Origin of the sequence: Alteromonas sp. NFXS44 (genome assembly GCF_040148705.1) — a bacterium.
GTDB lineage: Bacteria > Pseudomonadota > Gammaproteobacteria > Enterobacterales > Alteromonadaceae > Alteromonas.
In genome coordinates this window covers 442,889-461,091 of record NZ_JAGDEA010000012.1, presented here as the reverse complement: position 1 = coordinate 461,091, position 18,203 = coordinate 442,889, and the positions used below count along the sequence as shown (strand labels likewise).

The following is an 18,203-nucleotide window of genomic DNA, read 5'->3' as shown; positions in this document are numbered from 1 at the left end:
GGGGACAAAACATGGCAAGTAATAACTATGATGCGATCGTTGTCGGATCGGGGATCAGTGGCGGCTGGGCTGCCAAAGAACTGACCGAGAAAGGCCTTAAAGTACTCATGCTGGAACGTGGCCGAAATATTGAGCACGTTAAAGATTATATTAATGCGCATAAAGAAAGCTGGGACTATCCTCACCGGGGCCTGGCTACGCAGGACATGAAAGAAGTTTATCCTGCACTTTCCCGCGATTACCCGCTGAATGAAATGACGCTTGGTATGTGGGCTAATGAGCAGGAAGCGCCATACATTGAAAAAGAGCGCTTTGACTGGTACCGCGCCTATCAAATGGGTGGACGTTCACTGTTATGGGGACGTCAGAGCTACCGTCTGAATCCGGAAGATTTCATGGCTAACGGCAAAGAAGGTATCGCCGTTGACTGGCCAATTCGTTATGAAGACCTGTCGCCATGGTATGACTACGTTGAAAAATATGCTGGTATCAGTGGTACCCGTGAAGGCTTGAGCGTTCTGCCTGACGGTCACTTCATGCCTCCTATTCCGCTGAATGCGGTTGAGAAAGATGTTGCTGCCCGGGTTAAGAAAGCGTTTGGTGGTTCACGTCATTTCATCCACTCACGTTCTGCAAACATTACCCAGGGGATTAATGATATCCGTGTGGGTTGTCAGTTCCGTAACAAGTGCTGGTTAGGCTGTCCGTTTGGCGGCTATTTCTCAACTCAATCTTCTACGCTGCCGGCAGCAATGGCAACCGGTAACCTGACAGTGCGTCCTTTCTCAATCGTAAAAGAAATCAAATACGATAAAGATAAGAAACGTGCAACCGGTGTTGAAATCATTGATGCGGAAACTAACGAGACTTACGAGTTCAACAGTAAAATTGTATTCGTAAACGCCTCTGCCTTTAACTCTGCATGGCTGCTGATGAACTCAGCAACTGATGTGTGGGAAGGCGGTCTGGGCAGCAGCTCTGGCGAGCTGGGTCACAACGTAATGGACCACCACTTCCGCGTAGGCGCAAGCGCCAGTGTTGAAGGCTACGAAGACAGCTATTACTTCGGCCGTCGTCCGGCTGGTTTCTATGTGCCCCGTTTCCGTAACTGGGATGGCGACAAGCGTGATTACGTACGTGGCTTCGGTTATCAGGGTTCTGCAAGCCGCGGTGGCTGGCGTAAAGACATCGCCGAGCTTGGTCTGGGGTCTAACCTGAAAGATGCGATGTCTGAGCCGGGTGACTGGACTATTGGTATGACAGCGTTCGGTGAAATGCTGCCGCATCATGACAACCGTATCTATCTTGATAGCAAGAAGAAAGATAAATGGGGTCTGCCGGTACTTGCCATGGACGTTAAGATCCGTGAAAACGAATACAAAATGCGTAAAGACATGAAGCAGGACGCCATTGACATGTTTGAGGCTGCTGGCCTTAAAAATGTTCAGGGTTATGATGCTGATTACGCACCGGGTATGGGTATTCACGAAATGGGTACGGCGCGTATGGGCCGCGATCCGAAGAGTTCAGTACTTAACAAGCACAATCAGGTTTGGGATGCACCAAACGTGTTCGTGACCGATGGTGCGGCAATGACTTCAGCATCGTGTGTTAACCCGTCTCTGACCTACATGGCAATGACTGCCCGTGCAGCAGACTTTGCAGTAGACGAACTGAAAAAAGGAAACCTGTAGCCATGAACCGTCGTGATTTATTGAAATTTATCACTGCTGCCACAGGTGTTGCATTTGTAGGTGGCAAAGCGCTGGCTTATGAAAATCTGCCAGTGGTGCCCCTGTCCGACACCGGTTTCAGCAAGGAAGACGTAGCCTTCTTCAACGAACTGGGCGAAGTTATCCTTCCCCGTACCGACACACCGGGAGCAAAAGACGCCGACGTAGGTAGCTGTATGGCCGTACTGGTAGCAGACTGCTATCACCCGACTATGCAGAAAACCTTCAAAGAAGGCCTGGTAACCCTGAAGAAGCGTGCTGAAAAAGAGTATGGCAAAGACTTCCTGTTACTTTCTGCTGAGCAGAAGATGGAACTGCTGTCTGCGCTCGACGAAGAAGCTAAAGCCTATAATGCTAAGAAAGGCATTTGGGGTGATGTAGCCATGAGCAATCCTAATGCGGGAGCGCCATGGGATGAAGAGCTGGTTGCTCCTCATTACTTCTCGCTGATCAAGCAACTGGTGCTGTTCTCGTTCTTCACGTCAGAAGTTGGCTCGACGAAAGTACTGCGTTACGTTGCCATTCCGACTAAATACGAAGATATCCCTTATAAGAAAGGTGACAGAGCCTGGGCTACCTGAGGTAGCCTTTTCACCAACACCATCATTTCAATATTAAGGGCACATAATGAAAAAGATGACAAAAACAACATTGCTATCCGGCTTAGCACTGTCACTGGCGTCAACAGCGTCAGTGGCGAAGGAACTGAGTCCGGAAGAGCAAGCTGCTAAATCCGAAGTGTGGGAACCTGTTCCTGCTATGGTTGAAACCGCGCCGGGTAAAGCACCTTCTGATGCGGTGGTACTGTTTGACGGTTCTGACTTATCCGCTTTTGAATCACTGAAAGGTGGTGAAGCGAAGTGGACGGTAGAAGATGGCACGCTAACCGTAAAACCAGGCACCGGTGACATTGTCAGCAAGCAGTCTTTCTGCAGCGTGCAACTGCATGCCGAGTGGAAAACGCCTGAGGATATTGAGGGGCTGGAAAGCCAGCAGCGCAACAACTCCGGTATTTTCCTGCAGCAGCGTTATGAAGTTCAGGTTCTGGACTCTTATAACAATAAAACTTACCCCAACGGCCAGGCCGGCAGCATCTACAAGCAGGCTATTCCGTTGGTTAACCCGGTCAATCCGCCGGGTGAGTGGCAGAGTTACGACATCATTTTCAATGCGCCTGAGTTTGACGGTGATGAACTGGTGAAACCGGGTTACCTGACCGTTTTAATTAACGGTGTGCTGGTACAAAACCACACTGAAATCTTAGGTAAAACGGAATGGATTGGCGGACCTTCTTATGAAGCGCATGGTTGTGCACCTATTCAGTTACAGGACCACAGTAACCCTGTGAGTTTCCGTAATATCTGGGTACGTGAAATCGGCCAGAATACTCTGACGGACTTCCGTTAAGCTTTACAGTGATAAACCTTCAAAGCCGCGAATTATCGCGGCTTTTTTATGCGTAGTTGCCAGCCCCGCCACGAGACTTTTATAAGCCCTGATCGTAAAAGTGAAAAAAGTGATGAGCAGATAAATGGCTTGTTAATAAAAGGAAAGTGAGTTTTTCCGGCCCGTATATTAACTTTTCATTTATGCCAGTCGGCGATAAAACCGCTCCTGTTTACCGAATTATGCTATTCAAGCTGGCATTGATCTGAGTGCCGCAGCATGCGTGTTTCCAGCATTCTCCCTTTTCGTATACCAGGAGTTCCTATGCGATTTTCAAAAAGTGCAATTACCGGTTGCTCATTAGTGGCAGTGGTTGCCGCTTCGTTCATCTATTCTTCGGCAAAAGATGATTCTGGCAGAGACATTAAAGCCAGTAGCAAAGTTGATGTGCTGCTAATCGGTGGCGGTATTATGAGTGCAACCCTGGGGACTTATCTGCAGGAACTTGAGCCGTCGTGGTCCATGATGATGGCCGAGCGTCTGGACGGTCCCGGCGAGGAGAGTTCAAACGGCTGGAATAACGCCGGAACCGGCCACTCTGCTTTGATGGAACTTAACTATACACCGCAACAGGAAGACGGTTCGGTTAATATCGATAAAGCTGTGAAGGTCAATGAAGCTTTTCAGATAAGCCGGCAGTTCTGGGCGTCTCAGGTTGAAAATGGTCACATGCATGATCCTGAGTCGTTTATCCGCAGCGTTGACCACATGAGTTTCGTCTGGGGCGACACCAATGTGAACTTCCTTCGCGCCCGCTATGCTGAGTTGCAGAAGCACAGTTTATTCAACAGCATGGATTACAGCGAAGATCCGGCCCAAATTGGCAAATGGGCGCCTCTTTTAATTGCCGGGCGTGATCCGCAGCAAAAAATTGCAGCGACCCGCTCCGTCATCGGCACCGATGTGAATTACGGAGAGATCACCCGTCAGCTGGTGAACGGGCTGAAATCTCAGGATAACTTTGAGCTGCGCCAGCGCTCTGAAGTGCGCGGGCTGAGCCAGAATGAAGACGGGTCCTGGCATGTGCTGATTGCCGATTTAGTGGCAGATAAGGAATATACCGTTGATGCAAATTTCGTTTTTATTGGTGCCGGTGGCGCAGCGTTACCGCTTTTACAGGCTTCGGGTATTCCGGAAGCAGAAAGTTATGGCGGCTTCCCGGTGGGTGGTCAGTTCCTGTATACCGATAACCCGGAAATTGTCGCAAATCATAAAGTGAAAGCTTACGGGCAGGCTGAGGTAGGTGCTCCGCCTATGTCGGTTCCCCATCTGGACGCCCGCCGCATCGATGGCAAAGAGATCGTATTGTTCGGCCCCTTTGCCACATTCTCTACCAAATTTCTGAAGAATGGTTCGTTGTGGGATCTGATTCACTCAACCACGATGTCTAATCTTATCCCCATGACAGAAGTGGGTCTGGATAACTTTAATCTGGTGCAATACCTGATAAGTCAGGTAATGCTGGATGACGAAGACAGACTGGAAGAGTTACGGAAGTATTACCCTGAAGCGAAAGCAGAAGACTGGAAATTGATCACCGCCGGTCAGCGTGTACAGATCATCAAGAAAGATCCGCAAACCGGTGGTCGTCTTCAATTTGGTACCGAAGTGGTTGTGTCGAAAGATAAGTCTCTGACGGCACTGCTGGGGGCATCGCCCGGCGCGTCTACCGCAGCACCAATTATGCTTAATCTGATGGAGCAGGCATTTCCTGACAAATTGTCCGGTGAATGGCTGCCTCAACTGAAAGCGATTATCCCGTCCTATGGCACCAAGCTGAATGGTAATGTGAACGCAACACTGGATGAGCTCAATGCGACCAGCGAGACCCTGCATCTGAAAAAGCCGGTTGCTGCAACCGGGAAAGCGCCGGTACCGGAAGCGGGTGTACCAGTGGTTGAAAAATCTGAAGTGGCAGATATCGCCCTGTAAAGCCGTGCTTACCGGATTGCACAGTCTGTGTTAACGCACAGACGGCATGTGCCGTGGTTGAAGACAATGCACGGCACATGGTTAATTTGCTTGTCTGGTGAACAATTGATCTATATAATGCGCGCCCTTACAGCCATCAAACCTATCTAGTTCCTTGTCTCTATACAGTTTGGCTGTACTGTCGAGGCTACAACCGTAAGGAGCGTGTAATGCGTCATTACGAAATCGTATTTATGGTTCACCCTGATCAGAGTGAACAAGTACCTGGTATGATCGAGCGTTATACCACTATCCTGAAGCAAGAAGGTGGTCAAATCCATCGTCTGGAAGACTGGGGCCGTCGTCAACTGGCTTACCCAATCGAAAAGCTTCACAAAGCACACTACGTTTTGATCAACGCTGAAGCAACTGCAGAAGCTGTTGACGAGCTGGAAAATGCTTTCCGCTTTAACGATGTGATCCTGCGTAACCTGGTTATGCGCACGAAGAACGCTGTGACTGAACCTTCTCCAATGATGAAGGAAGAACGTCGTGAGCGTCGTGACGATTCTGCTCCACGCGGTGAGCGCGCGGAAAAGAAAACTGAAACCACTGAAGACAACGCGTAAGGAGATCTATCATGGCTCGTTTTTTCAGACGTCGTAAGTTCTGCCGTTTTTCTGCAGAAGGTGTTGAGCAAATCGATTATAAAGATATTGCTACACTGAAAAACTACATCACTGAGAGCGGTAAAATCGTTCCTAGCCGTATCACTGGTACCAGTGCAAAGTATCAGCGTCAGCTGTCTACTGCTATTAAACGTGCGCGTTTCTTAGCACTGCTGCCGTACACAGATTCACACAACAAGTAATTGGCGAAGGAGTAACTTAGATGGAAATCATCTTATTAGACAAAATCGCTAACCTTGGTGGTCTGGGCGATACAGTTAACGTTAAAGCTGGTTTTGCGCGTAACTTCCTGTTCCCACAGGGTAAAGCAGTTCCTGCAACTAAAGCTAACGTTGAAAAGTTTGAAGCTCGCCGCGCAGAGTTGGAAGCAAAAATCGCTGACCAGTTGTCTACTGCTGAAGCTCGTGCTGCTAAAGTTGCTGAACTGGGTGAAGTGACTATCGCTGCTCCTGCTGGTGACGAAGGCAAGCTGTTCGGTTCAATCGGTACACGTGACATCGCTGAAGCAATCACTGCTGCCGGCGTTGAAGTATCTAAAGCAGAAGTTAAACTGCCTACCGGTACACTGCGTGAAACTGGCGAATACGACATCGACCTGCAGTTACACTCTGAAGTAATGACATCTGTTAAGGTTGTTATTGTTGCAGAAGCTTAATTGCCAGTTGATTAAGTAATACTGAAAACCGCTGCACTTGCAGCGGTTTTTTTATGCCCGTTAAAGTGTTTCCCGTATCAACTTACAGCATTAACAGCATTTGAATATCACACCGCGCGTAGGGGGAAGGTGTGGGTTTATCCACTTCTTTGAATCCCAGTTTGCGGTAAAGGCTGATAGCCGGTGCCAGTTTCCTGTTACTTTCCAGGTAAAGCTTCTTCGCTCCCGTATCACGGGCCTTTTGTATGGCAGCTTCCCCGAGGATTGCTCCCAGACCTTGGCCCTGTTCGCTGTCTGCCACAGCCATTTTAGCCAGTTCATAGCAGTCATCATCCATGGCTATCAGTGCCACCGTTCCGCAAATATCACCGTCAGGATTTTGCATCAGCAAAACATGGCCCCCTTTTTTAAGAATGTAATTTTCGGGGTCCCCCAGCGAGGCATGATCTGAGCTTTCCATGGTGAAATAGCGTTCTATCCAGTGCTTATTGAGCTGGTAAAACGCATCACGATGCTCAGGGGAATAGTCAATTACGCGGAATCCCCGTGTTGCCTTTTGTTTTATCAGGCCCAGCAAAGACGTTTGTGACAGCAGGTTTTCTACGGCACCCAGCTGTTCAAGGAAGTCCGGCGCCACGTCGTTCAGTGCTGAATTAAGGGCATTGCCGATGTCGGCTATCTGCTTTTCAAGCACCGGCTGCATCGTCAGAGCTTTATCTGACAATGAAAGCAGTTGCATCCGCTTATCCAGCTCAGAAGGGCGGGTGACAAGTAATCCTGCGCTTTTCATCTGAGCGGTGGTTTTACTGACAAACGGGTGAGACTGGCCGGTAATTTCTGCAATGGTACTCACACTTAAAGGCGATTCCTGCATCAGACTATACATGACAGGGAACCAGCTTGGTTCCATTGGAACGTTATACGCTTTATAGACTTCACTGGCCTGTGCAACCAGCTTTTCAGACAATCTCCGGAACCGGCTGCCCAGTGCAGCTGCACCTGCCAGTTGTAAAACATCACCCATTTCCCAAACTCCACAATATGCGTAACTAGTTACGTATATTAGATCTCAACGGGTAATGTGACAAGGGGAAATGATATAGCCGGCAAGAGAATCCTCTATACGAGACTTTTATAAAGGCCCGTGTAAGCATCCGCCATGGCGGCGATACTGAAATGCTGCTGCACATGATGAAACGCGTTTTCAGCCAGAGCGCGGGCTTCTGCCGGGCTATCCAGCAAACGAAGAATTTCCCGCGCCAGTGCAGGCGGGTCTCCGGGCTCAACCAGTAAGCCGGTTTTTTCGTTGTGGATAATTTCCGGAATGCCGCCAACAGGGCAGCTTATCATGGGGACTTTACAGGCCCCGGCCTGAAGCAGGATTATGCCAAGGCCCTCTGCATAAGCAGGGTGAACCATCACATCAATATTTGGCAAAATACGCGGAACATCTGATGTGAACCCGCACAGCCTGATATTTTTACCGGCTCCGGAGTCATCTGCCAGTTGCTGATACGCAGCCTGTTGTTTACCTTTACCGAACAGTAAGCAGGTCACATCCTGCCTGCGGGCCATTACTGCCTGCATGGCCATGATGAGATCTTTCTGACCTTTCCTCGGAATAAGCTGGGCGAAGTTTGCGATGACCTTATGGTTAGCTGGGATGTCATATTTTTCCCGAAACCACTCAGCGTCCCTGCTGTAGCGGAAGTCATTCAGATCGACTGCCGAGTGGATCACAGGCTGCAGGATCTGTTTGCAATGCCGTGACACCACATCATGTACACCCCGTGAAATACTGACGACAGCTTTGTAGTGCCGGTACTTCACTGCAGCCAGTGCAGTCTCTTTATTATCTACCCTGCGGGTACATACAGCCGGAATACCGCACAGTGAACTCACCAGGCCGCCCCACACATCGGCGCCCCGGCGGCTGTGAATATGCAGAATATCCGGTTCAAGACTTTTTATAAGCCGGTAAAGGCGGAAAGGAAACCTGAGATCCGTATCGCCGGAGTAAGGGACCGGATGCTTGATACAGCCGGGCGCCGGGATGTGAGAAATGGCACTGTCTGATGCGCACATCAGGTGGCTGGTAATGGTGTCTTCGGGCAACGCATTGATAAGATATTCAACCTGTTTGGCACCGCCATACAACTGTCTGCCAAGCTCCACATGCATCACCTTTATCGTCATAGCCACTTCTCCAGCCATGCAGTGACTTTTTGTGGCGTGATAGCCCGCATGCAGTCGTGGGCTCCGTTACAAACCGGCTTACGCTTACAGGGGGCGCAGGGTAAGTTTTCGTACAATACTGTGGCATCCGGATTATCTGTTTTCGTATATGGACAGGTGGAACCGAACAGGGCCAGAACAGGTCGCTGATGACAAATCGCCAGGTGAGTCAAACCCGTATCCACACCAACTACAGCACGTGCATTTGCCAGAATGGCCCCGCTGGCAGCAAGAGACAGTTGTCCCGCCAAAGAGAATATATGTTCTTTGTCTGAAGCCAGTTCTGACGCCGTATCCGCATCGTCGGGCCCTCCGGCAATAATCACCGGAAGACTGTCATGAATGTTTAACCACGCTATGACATCTTTCCAGTGCTGCACCGGCCAGTGTTTCTGAGGACGGGTAGTGAAGGGACACAGAACGATATAATCGTCACTGATACCGCTGGCAGCAAGGGCATCCTGCGCCTGGCGCACAGCCGGCGGGGAGGCGGGCAGTGTCATAGTGAAGTCATTTGCACCAAGATAGCGCCCCAGTGCTTTGTACTCCGAGCTGATGTCACAAGAGTCCGGTTTATTCAGTGATTCTGTGAGTAGTAAGTGACTGTGCTCTTTGCTTTTAAACCCTATGCGGCGGCCTGCGCCGGATAACCAGCAAAAAAAGGCGCTTTTAAGCAGTCCCTGTGCATCTATAGCGATATCGAAGTGATGTGATGACAGTTCTGTCTTAAATGCTCTTACAGCACGACAGAGGCTCAACCAGCGCTTTTTTTTTGCCAGTGCTGACCATTCTTTCTTCGGCCAGGGAATAACCTGGTCAACATCAGGATGAGCAGCAATAAAGCTGGCATAGGGTGCTTCGGTAAGCCATACAATGCGTGAAGCATTTAGTGAGGATTTTATGTTGGATGGCAAACCCGAGGCCATTACAATGTCACCGATGGCGCTTAGTTTAACCAGAAGTACAGCAGGCTTGTGACTCTTGTCCGGCATAACAAACACAATAATTGAAAACTGATTTTTAGTTAAACAAAGCTTCACGACAGTTTAATGACGAAAGGACGCAGAGTACGTATGACTGCCCGCAAAAACCAATACCGGCCCGGCCTCAGTGAGACGTTGTTTCGCTGGTTTTATTCACTAGTGCTGGCGCTGATCGTTCCGTTCGCTTTTCTGAATCTCATCATTCGCGGGCAGAGAAGAAATAAAGAATATAACCATCGCCGGTTTGAGCGATTTGGTTTTGTACGTCCTCCAGCCGCACCGGGAGGATACCTTTTTCACTGTGTGTCGGTAGGCGAGGTGGTTGCGGCGTCTGTGCTGATTAAGCAGTTAATGAAAGAAGAACCGGAAACACCGGTGACGATAACCACCACCACGCCCACCGGTTCGGCGCGGGTCAGATCCATATTCAAAGATACTGTTCACCACTTCTATTTACCCTACGATTTACACATGGCTATGGCGGGCATGCTGCGGCGGGTGAAGCCCAAAATGGTGCTGATCACTGAGGTGGAGCTGTGGCCTAATCTGATCCATAGTTGCTGGCGTCGAGACATTCCGGTTGTAGTGATTAATGCGCGTATGACAGATCGCTCCGCCAGACGATATAAGAAATTGAAAATACTGTTTGAGCCCATGCTCCACAAGCTTTCCCATGTATGTGCCCAGGGCATGAGAGACTTTAAAAATTACCAGTTTCTCGGTATCAAACAAGAAAAGTTAACACTTACTAACAATATAAAGTTCGACCAGGCAATGGCTGCACCGGATGCCGGTGCATCATTTTACGGACTTGAAAAAAACGCCCGCCGGGTACTGATTGGTGGTAGTACTCATGAAGGTGAGGAAAGTGCCTTACTTGATGCTTATCAGAGCCTGAAGCCCGGATTTCCGGATTTATTACTCATTCTTGTACCCAGGCATCCGGAGCGGTTTGCCCGTGTAGCGGATCTGCTGGAACAAACAGGGTTGCACTACCTCCGCACAGCTTCACCGGGCGCGCAGGTGAGCAGTGAGACTGATGTTTTGCTGGTAGATGAAATGGGCAAGCTCAATACGGCGTACACATTCGGCACCATTGCCTTTGTCGGTGGCAGTCTTGCGGATAAAGGTGGTCACAACGCCCTGGAGCCGGCTGCACAGAAATTACCGGTGCTCATGGGACCCAACGTTTATAACAATCCGCTTATTTGCCAGTACCTGCAAGAATGTGGTGCGCTCAGCATTGTAGAAGATGCAACGCAACTCGCCGCCTGTTGTAAAACGTTGCTTGATTCTCCCGATGCTGCCCGTGTGGCGGGCGAGGCCGGATTTGCAGTGATCAGTGCAAACCGGGGCGCGACCGGGAAGACACTGGAAGTCATCCGTTCATCCCTTTGAGCCTTTTTGGTGCATGTGAATTGAAATGGTGCGTGCTATTGGTGCGTCAACAGCGGATAATGGTTGGTAAATGCCCTGTAAAAAGCATAAGGTACTGATAACTATGTTATTTTAAAAGTTGGTCTGTCTATTGCTTTCATAAGCGCCGACGGTGTAGCTCAAGTAAAAAATAAACAACAACGCATCCAATAATAATAATAGAGGGGAGCGCTTGAATACACGTTATTTCCAGGGAGAGGCACCCTGCCCCAAGGGTAGGGTGCCGTTCTGGCCTCACACCGGTTCACTCTCCGGTATGATCAAGCTGATTAATTTCCATCCTGCTTTCGGCGCAATATCTTTACCATTCAAAAATGCATGAGAACGTCCGTTTTCGTCCAGAGCAATCAGCGGAATAGCTCTGTCGCCGTATCTTGCTGAATAATCTTCGAAAGTAAATTCTTCGCTCAGGCGTGTGGTTTTCACGGATGCATCATGAGAGACTGCAGAGGCCAGGTATCCGTATGTGACTCCCTCAGCAAACAGTGTCAGTTTCTGCGCATACTGGGTGCTGACCTGATGCGATGGCCGTGCACTTTGTTCGTTGTTGGTTAAGCCCCACACTTTATCTTTGCCCATGGTGTACTCAAAATGATAAGCAATCATAGGGTTAAGTTGTTTGTAGGGAGACATGATCAGTACAGTACCGAATAAACCTAAATCCAGGCTTCGCGCTGCGTGATCCGACATGGGGTTACCGAAATAGGCCGGAATATCCATCATTCTGGTTTCTTTAATGGCATCCCAGTTGGTATCGGCAATACAAACCGGCAAATCATGTGCTTTCAGTTCTTTTGCCAGCATCCGGCTGAACTTACTGCCGCCGAAAATTAAAAAGCCGTTTGGCGCAGGGGAGCGAACCTTCAGAAGTTTGGCCACAGATTTAGATGACAGACTCTGCACAACGACGGTGGTAATAATGACCACAAAGACGATGGGAACGATAACCCCTGCACCCTCATAGCCAATTTCCTCCAGCTTCAGAGAAAACAGTGCAGATACGGCTGCCGCTACAATACCTCTGGGCGCTATCCAGCTGATCAGCGCCAGTTCACGCCAGTTTAGTCCTGTGCCCACAGAGGAAGCCAGTACTGAAAGAGGTCTGGCGATAAACATAATGGCTACCAGAACCACAATGACGCCGGAGCCGACCTCGAACACAGAATCGAGATTCAACCGTGACGCAAGAATAATAAACAGGCCGGAAATCAGAAGAACACTTAAGGTTTCTTTAAACTCCAGGATGTCTTCCACGTCCACATTTTTCATATTTGCAAGTACCATACCGGCAATAGTCACCGCCAGCAGGCCTGACTCATGGGCTACATGATTAGAGATAGCAAAAACACCCAGTATCAGGGTGAGAACGGCGGTGTTTTGCAGATAGTGGGGGATCAGTTCTTTACGTAGCGACAGACCAAGCAGGTAGCCGGCGGCCAGACCAAGGGCGGTGCCCATACCTACCGTCTTACCAAACGCCACCAGGGTATGTATCAGCGCCGTGTCCTGAGAGGCCACAATGTACTCGTAAACCAGCACCGCCAGAAGCGCACCGATAGGGTCAATGACAATGCCTTCCCAGCGCAATATGTTAGCGATGTTACTTTTCGGTCTGACGGTTCTGATCATCGGCACAATGACCGTCGGGCCTGTTACGGTTACGATGGCACCAAACAGGGCTGCAAGCTGCCAGGATAAATCCAGGCTCAGATGGGCAGCGATGGTTGCCACCACCCAGGTGACCAGCACGCCAACGCTGCACAGGTTTCTCACCATATTGCCGTGACCCGCAATATCACTGAATTTTAGTGTCAGTGAACCTTCAAACAGGATGATGGCCACCGACAGGGATACAACTGGAAACAGAAGATCCCCGAACAGTGCGTCTGCATCGAGCACGCCAAATACCGGACCAACGATAATACCGGTTATCAGCAAAGGTAAAATGGCTGGCAGGCGTATTTTATAAGCCAGAAACTGACAGAATATAGACAGCAGGCCGACACTGACCAGGCTTAATAACGGGTCTGACACGTGGTGTTCCTTCTTAAAGTTGAAGCTATGCCGCTGATGCCCGGCATATTTATTATTTTCCGGCTTTTATACTGACCTCAGGTCAAAGCGGATTTATCGTTAACCATTGCAAAAAATAATCGTCACAATGGTATAGTAGTCTGAACTTGTGCATATCACATTGTTTTATTTAGATTAACCTTATTTACAGCAGAAAGAGAATATCAGTGAACCGTATTGTTTTCATTTTAAGCCCGTTATTGTTACTGGCAGGTTGCAGTGTGTCAGCAGATCCACAACATGGTGTTGAGGTGCTGTCTACCTATACGCTGGATAACGCGCTGAAGGAAACATCGGGCCTGTTTTGCGACAGCAACAGTATTTACACCATCAATGACTCTGGCAATGAGCCGGAATTGTTTACCCTTGGACAGGATGGATCGCTGACCGCAAGGGTGACGCTGGATGCAAAAAACCGTGACTGGGAAGCCATTACCGGTGACGATGAATATTTCTATATTGGTGACATCGGAAATAATGCCGGTAAGCATAAATCACTCACCGTCTATAAAATTAACCGTGCAGACCCCGTGCAGGAAGCAGTAAAGCGGCGTTTTACCTACGCAGGTAATACGCCGCAGGAAAATGCTCCCTATGCTCACGATTATGATGGTGAAGCCATGACAATGCGGGATGGAAAACTGATCCTGTTTTCAAAAAGCTGGGCTACGGAGCAGTCACACGTATACGTTTTACAGGATATAAAAGCTAAGCAAGTACTTACTCCATTTACGTCAGTAGACGGACTTCCCGGCGTTGTCACCGGCGCAGACTGGAACGGTGACACACAGGAATTTGTCCTCGTCGGTTACCGCAGTAATGCCCTGGGCATGTTTAAACCTTTCATCGCCACTGTCAGTGGTGACTATCAGCTTAAGACAGTCGACTTTCTCTCACAATTCGCGCAGGTCGAAGGTGTTTGCTACGGTCCTGACGGTAACGTGTGGATTTCACAGGAAAGCACGCCTTATACCTCTGCAAAACTCGCAAAGCTAAAATTTCATTAATGGCTATAAAATCAACACACTGATATTTTTTTGGGTATAGTTAGACTAATTGAGGATGGTTTTATATACCCAAAAAGCTGCCCGTTTGCTTATACTTTAATCACTCGCTGAGGTAAGCCCTTTGCAGAATGATAATAAAGCGGAGCAGAACCATGTTGAAACAGGTAACCACATTAGCACTTTGTGCCCTGCTGACACCTCAGGTATGTCTGGCTAGTTCTTCTATTGGTGACCAGGCTGAAGCCTGGCTGGAAGAAAAACTTGATTACTCCGGTGATATCTCCGTTTCCCTGTCGAAAAATAAAATCAGGTTTAATGGCTGCCGTCAGAAAGATTACAAACTGAGTCTGGCAACCAAAATCAGCGATTCAGTTAATCTTGAAGCAGTGGCATCTTACGGTCGCGCTGTAATGGACTTTGGTGTCTTCAGTCAACGGGTGACATCGAGAGCGTATGAACTGATTACCTGGTGGGAACAACCAGCTTACCGGGTTGGGGTAGCGTCCGGCGTACGTCCTGCTCATGATATTGATTTACCGGTAAGCGGCTCTTTCGCTCTGCCTGACAGCAACACCGTATCAGTGTATCTGGAAACGGAAGGTGCTGAAGAAAACCACACCATGTCGTTTGCTGTTCGCAGAGAAACCTGGCACGGCGATACATCAGATATCACTTTGTCTCAGGACAAGAGCTACGATAATCAGGTGCAGTTGGGTTACCGCGTAAGCTTTTAATTCAGTGTTGAGAGGCTGATAAAAAAAGGGGCGATTATCATCATCGCCCCTTTTTCGTTGTTAAGCGGTTTACTCAGGTACCGGAAAACCACGTGCTCGCATCAGGGCATCTGTTTGCGCATCGCGACCACGGAACAGACGGTAAGCTTCGGCCGGGTCCATTGCATTTCGGACAGCAAAGAGATATTTCACCAGCTTTGCCGATAATTCTTTATCGTAGAAGCCGCCCGGCGCTTCTGCGAATGCTTCCGCTGCATCCGCAGAGAGAACGTCTGCCCACATGTAGCCATAGTACGCTGCTGCATAACCTTCACTGGAGAATACATGTCCGAACTGTGTGCTGCGGTGACGCATCACAATCTCTTCAGGCATATCCAGCGCCTTCAGTTGATCCCGTTCAAAGGCATCAGGGTCAATCTTCTCAGGATCGGTGGTGTGATACAGCAAATCCATGATTGCCGACGCCATGTATTCGGTTGTTCCGAAACCGGAATTGAAGGTGGCTGCATTCTTAATTTTTTTTACCAGTTCCGCAGGGATAGGCTCGCCGGTTTTGTAGTGCACCAGGTAGTTATTGATGACTTCATCAGTGGTAAGCCAGCGCTCAAGCAATTGTGACTGAAACTCGGTATAGTCACGTACACCGGAGTGGGACGTGGGGTATTCCACATCTGAAGACAGGAAATGCAGGGCATGACCAAATTCGTGGAAATAGGTATTGGCGTCATCCCAGGAAATTAGCGTGGGTTCGCCCTCAGGGCCTTTAACGAAGTTAGAATTGTTAGAAGCCAGCACAGTGGTTTCACCGTCAAAGGTGGTGTAACTGCGGTATGTAGTCGCCCATGCTCCTGAGCGTTTGCCCTGGCGTGCGAATGGATCGAGATACCAGAGACCAATCAGTTTGCCGCTGTCCTTATCTTTTACTTCCCATACCTTCACATCAGGGTGAAAAACCGGTACCGAACCTTCAGGAACCGGTGTGAAGTCAAAGTTAAACAGACGGCCGGCGACATAGAACATCGCTTCACGGAGTTTATCCAGTTGCAGATATTGTTTTACTTCGTTTGAGTCCAGGTCGTATTTAGCTTTACGTACTTTTTCGGCATAAAAACGGTAATCCCAGGGCTTGATAGTAATGTTTGCGCCTTCTTCATCAGCGATAGCCTGCATGTCAGCCACTTCTTCGTCTACCCTCGCAATGGCTGCCGGCCAGACTTTCATCATCAGATCCATGGCATTCTCAGGTGTTTTTGCCATACGGTCTTCTAAACGCCACTGGGCGTAATTGTCATACCCCAACAATTCGACCCGTTCATCACGTAGCGTCAGGATTTGTTTGATGATGTCATTGTTATCATATTCATCGCCGTTATCACCACGGTTGTAGTAGGTGTTCCACACCTGCTCACGAAGCGCCCGGTCTGTGCTGTAAGTGAGGAAAGGATCCATAGATGAGCGCGTGTTAGTAATTGCATACTTACCTTCCTGGCCGCGTTCTTTTGCAGCAGCGGCTGCACCTTTTACGAATGAATCAGGCAGGCCGCCCAGCTGCTCCGCGGTGATATAAGTCACGTAGTTTTCTTCGTCGGCCAGCACATTCGTTGAGAACTGGTTGTACAGCGTAGCCAGCTCTTTGTTGATTTCGGCATAGCGTGCTTTTGCGTCACCATCCAGGGTTGCGCCGTTACGGGCGAAGCTGTTGTAGGTGATCCATGTAATACGTTGTTCTTCGGGCGTCAGCGATTTCAGTTCTTTACTTTCGTAAACCGCTTTAATGCGCTTAAACAGCGCTTCATTTTGGGTGATTTTTGTTGAAAATGCGGAAAGTTCCGGAGACATTTCTGCCCGCACATCCCGAAATTCAGGGCTGGATTTGTTCGAGCTGAAAATACCGTAGTAACGGAATACACGGTCCAGTGCACTGCCGGCACGTTCCATGGCGACAATCGTATTGTCGAACGTAGGCGGTTCAGGGTTATTTGCAATGGCGTCTATTTCTTCCAGGTTAAGTGCCATTCCTTTTCTCAGGGCTGGCTTAACATCTTCAACCTTCATTTTGTCGAACTGAGGAACGCCGCCGTAAGGCCCGGGGAAGGGTTGCAGTAACACATTGTCAAATTCCGGAGACTGATGCTGCGTTTGTGCACTTGCATCCGGTGAGGTCGTTGCAGCCTGGTTGGCTGCCTGGTCAGAACATGCGCCGAGGGTAAGCGCAACAGCCAGCGCTGTCAGCGAGGCGGTAAATTTTTTCATTATAGAGTTCCATCGTCGTTATTATCAGCGGTTCAGTGTATAAGAATGCGGCGCTGAGGGCCATATAACGACGACGGGTTCCGGGACAGGTACGGTGGACTGTGGTCTTTACGCGAAGACCACAGTTTTGTTGCGGTGAATAATGACCCGGTCTTCCAGGTGATAACGCACACCGTGGGCCAGCGCTGTCACTTCGCAATCTTTGCCTTTGCGGACCATGTCTGCGGCTGAATCGCTGTGACTGATGCGCTTTACGCTCTGCTCGATGATAGGGCCTTCATCGAGATCCTTGGTCACGTAGTGACACGTGGCTCCAATCAGCTTAACACCGCGATCATAGGCCTGTTGATAAGGTCTTGCACCGGCAAAAGACGGCAGGAAACTGTGATGAATATTAATCGCCTTACCTTGTAACTTCGTGCACAACGTATCCGGCAGAATTTGCATGAATCGGGCAAGTACTGTGAGGTCAATTTGGTATTCGCTGATCAGCGTTTCTATCTGCGAGAACGCCTGTTCTTTACCCAGAGCTTTAAAATCCACCCAATGGAACGGTACTTTGTACCAGTCAGCAAACTGTTTCATCTGTGGGTGATTACCGATGATCACCGGAATGTCGCAGTGCAGTTCGCCGGTGTGCCAGCGGTGCAGCAAATCTACCAGGCAGTGGGATTCAAGGCTGGCCAGCAGAGCAACACGCTGTTTTACGCGGGAGTCGGTCAGTTTCCAGTTCATCCGGAATTCATCTGCAACGGGTGTAAACGCTTTTACAAACCCGTCATAGTCCAGTTTGATTGAGTCAGCCCCGATTTCATGGCGCATAAAAAAGCGACCGGTTTGCAGGTCGGTATGGTGATTAGCCTCGACGATAGTTGCCCCGTGACTGGCAAGGAACTGGGAAACTCTGGCGACAAGGCCAATCTGGTCCGGACAATCGATTACAAGACGAAAAGTTTGTTGCATGAGATGTAAAGGCTCTGACAAATAGGTTGTTGAATTCAGTGTGTTGTTTTACCCATGCAATTGGCATCTGTAAAGCCTCAATTG

The 18,203-nt window shown here is 49.2% G+C and carries 16 protein-coding genes; 10 read left to right on the top strand and 6 right to left on the bottom strand.

What is annotated here, in order from left to right; genetic code table 11:
- Positions 1–11: 11 nt before the first annotated feature.
- From J3369_RS19165 to rplI, 7 genes are all read left to right on the top strand, one after another.
- Positions 12–1,694, top strand: a complete 1,683-nt coding sequence (locus J3369_RS19165) for a GMC oxidoreductase (RefSeq protein ID WP_119502817.1) — start codon at positions 12–14, stop codon at positions 1,692–1,694.
- A gap of 2 nt (positions 1,695–1,696) precedes the next feature.
- Positions 1,697–2,314 (top strand): gluconate 2-dehydrogenase subunit 3 family protein, encoded by a 618-nt coding sequence (locus J3369_RS19160; RefSeq protein WP_119502816.1) that lies wholly within the window; start codon positions 1,697–1,699, stop codon positions 2,312–2,314.
- 55 nt (positions 2,315–2,369) lie between these two features.
- Positions 2,370–3,140 (top strand): 3-keto-disaccharide hydrolase, encoded by a 771-nt coding sequence (locus J3369_RS19155; RefSeq protein WP_349591081.1) that lies wholly within the window; start codon positions 2,370–2,372, stop codon positions 3,138–3,140.
- Positions 3,141–3,443: 303 nt separating this feature from the next.
- A complete protein-coding gene (gene mqo, locus J3369_RS19150) occupies positions 3,444–5,111 on the top strand; it encodes a malate dehydrogenase (quinone) (protein ID WP_349589957.1) in 1,668 nt (555 codons plus the stop codon).
- 209 nt (positions 5,112–5,320) lie between these two features.
- On the top strand, positions 5,321–5,719 hold the full coding sequence (gene rpsF, locus J3369_RS19145; protein WP_119502814.1) for a 30S ribosomal protein S6: 399 nt from the start codon (positions 5,321–5,323) through the stop codon (positions 5,717–5,719).
- An 11-nt stretch (positions 5,720–5,730) separates the two neighbouring features.
- A complete protein-coding gene (rpsR, locus tag J3369_RS19140) occupies positions 5,731–5,961 on the top strand; it encodes a 30S ribosomal protein S18 (protein WP_070126454.1) in 231 nt (76 codons plus the stop codon).
- Positions 5,962–5,981: 20 nt separating this feature from the next.
- The gene (rplI, locus tag J3369_RS19135; RefSeq protein WP_303572095.1) at positions 5,982–6,434 is read left to right on the top strand and encodes a 50S ribosomal protein L9; all 453 of its coding nucleotides are present in this window, start codon (positions 5,982–5,984) and stop codon (positions 6,432–6,434) included.
- A gap of 82 nt (positions 6,435–6,516) precedes the next feature.
- Here rplI and J3369_RS19130 read toward each other — a convergent pair whose 3' ends face one another.
- From J3369_RS19130 to J3369_RS19120, 3 genes are all read right to left on the bottom strand, one after another.
- On the bottom strand, positions 6,517–7,458 hold the full coding sequence (locus J3369_RS19130) for a bifunctional helix-turn-helix transcriptional regulator/GNAT family N-acetyltransferase (protein WP_349589953.1): 942 nt from the start codon (positions 7,456–7,458) through the stop codon (positions 6,517–6,519).
- 95 nt (positions 7,459–7,553) lie between these two features.
- Complete coding sequence (locus tag J3369_RS19125) at positions 7,554–8,630, bottom strand: glycosyltransferase family 4 protein (protein WP_349589950.1); 1,077 nt, start codon at positions 8,628–8,630, stop codon at positions 7,554–7,556.
- Positions 8,627–9,661: a glycosyltransferase family 9 protein gene (locus J3369_RS19120; RefSeq protein ID WP_349589948.1), complete on the bottom strand. Its 1,035-nt coding sequence runs from the start codon at positions 9,659–9,661 to the stop codon at positions 8,627–8,629. Before J3369_RS19120 ends, J3369_RS19125 begins: the two co-directional genes overlap by 4 nt.
- Positions 9,662–9,742: 81 nt before the next feature.
- On the opposite strand from J3369_RS19120, the gene waaA reads away from it, so the two are divergent.
- Positions 9,743–11,050, top strand: coding sequence for a lipid IV(A) 3-deoxy-D-manno-octulosonic acid transferase (gene waaA / locus J3369_RS19115; protein WP_349589946.1), 1,308 nt, complete (start codon positions 9,743–9,745; stop codon positions 11,048–11,050).
- Positions 11,051–11,323: 273 nt separating this feature from the next.
- Here waaA and J3369_RS19110 read toward each other — a convergent pair whose 3' ends face one another.
- Positions 11,324–13,123 (bottom strand): cation:proton antiporter, encoded by a 1,800-nt coding sequence (locus J3369_RS19110; protein ID WP_349589943.1) that lies wholly within the window; start codon positions 13,121–13,123, stop codon positions 11,324–11,326.
- Between the two features lie 206 nt (positions 13,124–13,329).
- On the opposite strand from J3369_RS19110, the gene J3369_RS19105 reads away from it, so the two are divergent.
- A complete protein-coding gene (locus J3369_RS19105) occupies positions 13,330–14,169 on the top strand; it encodes an NHL repeat-containing protein (protein WP_349589940.1) in 840 nt (279 codons plus the stop codon).
- A 152-nt stretch (positions 14,170–14,321) separates the two neighbouring features.
- Complete coding sequence (locus tag J3369_RS19100) at positions 14,322–14,903, top strand: hypothetical protein (RefSeq protein WP_349589938.1); 582 nt, start codon at positions 14,322–14,324, stop codon at positions 14,901–14,903.
- Between the two features lie 69 nt (positions 14,904–14,972).
- On the opposite strand, the gene J3369_RS19095 is transcribed toward J3369_RS19100, so the two are convergent.
- Together J3369_RS19095 and purU are read right to left on the bottom strand one after the other, a co-directional pair.
- Positions 14,973–17,156 (bottom strand): M3 family metallopeptidase, encoded by a 2,184-nt coding sequence (locus J3369_RS19095; RefSeq protein ID WP_349589936.1) that lies wholly within the window; start codon positions 17,154–17,156, stop codon positions 14,973–14,975.
- A gap of 108 nt (positions 17,157–17,264) precedes the next feature.
- Positions 17,265–18,119, bottom strand: coding sequence for a formyltetrahydrofolate deformylase (gene purU / locus J3369_RS19090; protein WP_349589933.1), 855 nt, complete (start codon positions 18,117–18,119; stop codon positions 17,265–17,267).
- Positions 18,120–18,203: the final 84 nt, after the last annotated feature.

What these genes read in the sequence shown, in the direction of transcription:
- J3369_RS19165 (WP_119502817.1), top strand. Translation starts at nt 12, where the DNA reads ATGGCAAGTAATAACTATGATGCGATCGTTGTCGGATCGGGGATCAGT.
- J3369_RS19160 (WP_119502816.1), top strand. Translation starts at nt 1,697, where the DNA reads ATGAACCGTCGTGATTTATTGAAATTTATCACTGCTGCCACAGGTGTT.
- J3369_RS19155 (WP_349591081.1), top strand. Translation starts at nt 2,370, where the DNA reads ATGACAAAAACAACATTGCTATCCGGCTTAGCACTGTCACTGGCGTCA.
- mqo (WP_349589957.1), top strand. Translation starts at nt 3,444, where the DNA reads ATGCGATTTTCAAAAAGTGCAATTACCGGTTGCTCATTAGTGGCAGTG.
- rpsF (WP_119502814.1), top strand. Translation starts at nt 5,321, where the DNA reads ATGCGTCATTACGAAATCGTATTTATGGTTCACCCTGATCAGAGTGAA.
- rpsR (WP_070126454.1), top strand. Translation starts at nt 5,731, where the DNA reads ATGGCTCGTTTTTTCAGACGTCGTAAGTTCTGCCGTTTTTCTGCAGAA.
- rplI (WP_303572095.1), top strand. Translation starts at nt 5,982, where the DNA reads ATGGAAATCATCTTATTAGACAAAATCGCTAACCTTGGTGGTCTGGGC.
- J3369_RS19130 (WP_349589953.1), bottom strand. Translation starts at nt 7,458, where the DNA reads ATGGGTGATGTTTTACAACTGGCAGGTGCAGCTGCACTGGGCAGCCGG.
- J3369_RS19125 (WP_349589950.1), bottom strand. Translation starts at nt 8,630, where the DNA reads ATGACGATAAAGGTGATGCATGTGGAGCTTGGCAGACAGTTGTATGGC.
- J3369_RS19120 (WP_349589948.1), bottom strand. Translation starts at nt 9,661, where the DNA reads ATGCCGGACAAGAGTCACAAGCCTGCTGTACTTCTGGTTAAACTAAGC.
- waaA (WP_349589946.1), top strand. Translation starts at nt 9,743, where the DNA reads ATGACTGCCCGCAAAAACCAATACCGGCCCGGCCTCAGTGAGACGTTG.
- J3369_RS19100 (WP_349589938.1), top strand. Translation starts at nt 14,322, where the DNA reads ATGTTGAAACAGGTAACCACATTAGCACTTTGTGCCCTGCTGACACCT.
- J3369_RS19095 (WP_349589936.1), bottom strand. Translation starts at nt 17,156, where the DNA reads ATGAAAAAATTTACCGCCTCGCTGACAGCGCTGGCTGTTGCGCTTACC.
- purU (WP_349589933.1), bottom strand. Translation starts at nt 18,119, where the DNA reads ATGCAACAAACTTTTCGTCTTGTAATCGATTGTCCGGACCAGATTGGC.